We start from the raw sequence: 1,420 nt of genomic DNA, 5'->3' as shown, positions 1-1,420 counted from the left end.
CATAAAACGCGTTTGGCGTTGTATGGTTAAGCCTCACGGGTAATTAGTACAAGTTAGCTTAATGGCTCACACCACTTCCACATCTTGCCTATCAACGTTGTAGTCTTCAACGGCCCTTCAGAGACTTTAAAAGTCTAGTGAGAACTCATCTCGAGGCCTGCTTCGCGCTTAGATGCTTTCAGCGCTTATCAGTTCCGAACGTAGCTACCGGGCAATGCCATTGGCATGACAACCCGAACACCAGCGGTTCGTTCACTCCGGTCCTCTCGTACTAGGAGCAACCCCTCTCAATTCTCAAACGCCCACGGCAGATAGGGACCGAACTGTCTCACGACGTTCTAAACCCAGCTCGCGTACCACTTTAAATGGCGAACAGCCATACCCTTGGGACCGACTTCAGCCCCAGGATGTGATGAGCCGACATCGAGGTGCCAAACACCGCCGTCGATATGAACTCTTGGGCGGTATCAGCCTGTTATCCCCGGAGTACCTTTTATCCGTTGAGCGATGGCCCTTCCATTCAGAACCACCGGATCACTATGACCTACTTTCGTACCTGCTCGACGTGTCTGTCTCGCAGTTAAGCTGGCTTCTACCATTACACTAACCGTACGATGTCCGACCGTACTTAGCCAACCTTCGTGCTCCTCCGTTACTCTTTAGGAGGAGACCGCCCCAGTCAAACTACCCACCAGGCACTGTCCGTAACCCCGATTCAGGGGCCAACGTTAGAACATCAAAACTACAAGGGTGGTATTTCAAGGTTGACTCCACAACAACTAGCGTCGCTGCTTCAAAGTCTCCCACCTATCCTACACATGTAGGTTCAATGTTCAGTGCCAAGCTGTAGTAAAGGTTCACGGGGTCTTTCCGTCTAGCCGCGGGTACACAGCATCTTCACTGCGATTTCAATTTCACTGAGTCTCGGGTGGAGACAGCGTGGCCATGGTTACACCATTCGTGCAGGTCGGAACTTACCCGACAAGGAATTTCGCTACCTTAGGACCGTTATAGTTACGGCCGCCGTTTACCGGGGCTTCGATCAAGAGCTTCTCCCTAAGGATAACCCCATCAATTAACCTTCCGGCACCGGGCAGGTGTCACACCGTATACGTCATCTTGCGATTTTGCACAGTGCTGTGTTTTTAATAAACAGTCCCAGCCACCTGGTCACTGCGGCTCCCGTCCGCTTAGAGAGCAAGTCTCATCACAGATAGGAGCGTACCTTCTCCCGAAGTTACGGTACGATTTTGCCTAGTTCCTTCACCCGAGTTCTCTCAAGCGCCTTAGTATTCTCTACCTGACCACCTGTGTCGGTTTGGGGTACGATTCCATATAATCTGAAGCTTAGAGGCTTTTCCTGGAAGTATGGCATCAGCAACTTCATCACCGTAGTGACTCGTCTCGTGTCTCAGGTTTA

1 rRNA gene is annotated in these 1,420 nt (G+C 51.2%); it reads right to left on the bottom strand.

The annotated features are described in order from the left end of the window. Nucleotides 1-22 precede the first annotated feature (22 nt). Nucleotides 23-1,420, bottom strand: a 23S ribosomal RNA gene (locus AAEY62_RS19960); the annotation flags it as partial.

Origin of the sequence: Pseudoalteromonas sp. GW168-MNA-CIBAN-0100 (genome assembly GCF_040309225.1) — a bacterium.
Taxonomy (GTDB): Bacteria; Pseudomonadota; Gammaproteobacteria; order Enterobacterales; family Alteromonadaceae; genus Pseudoalteromonas; species Pseudoalteromonas arctica.
This window is presented reverse-complemented; position numbering and strand designations above follow the sequence as displayed.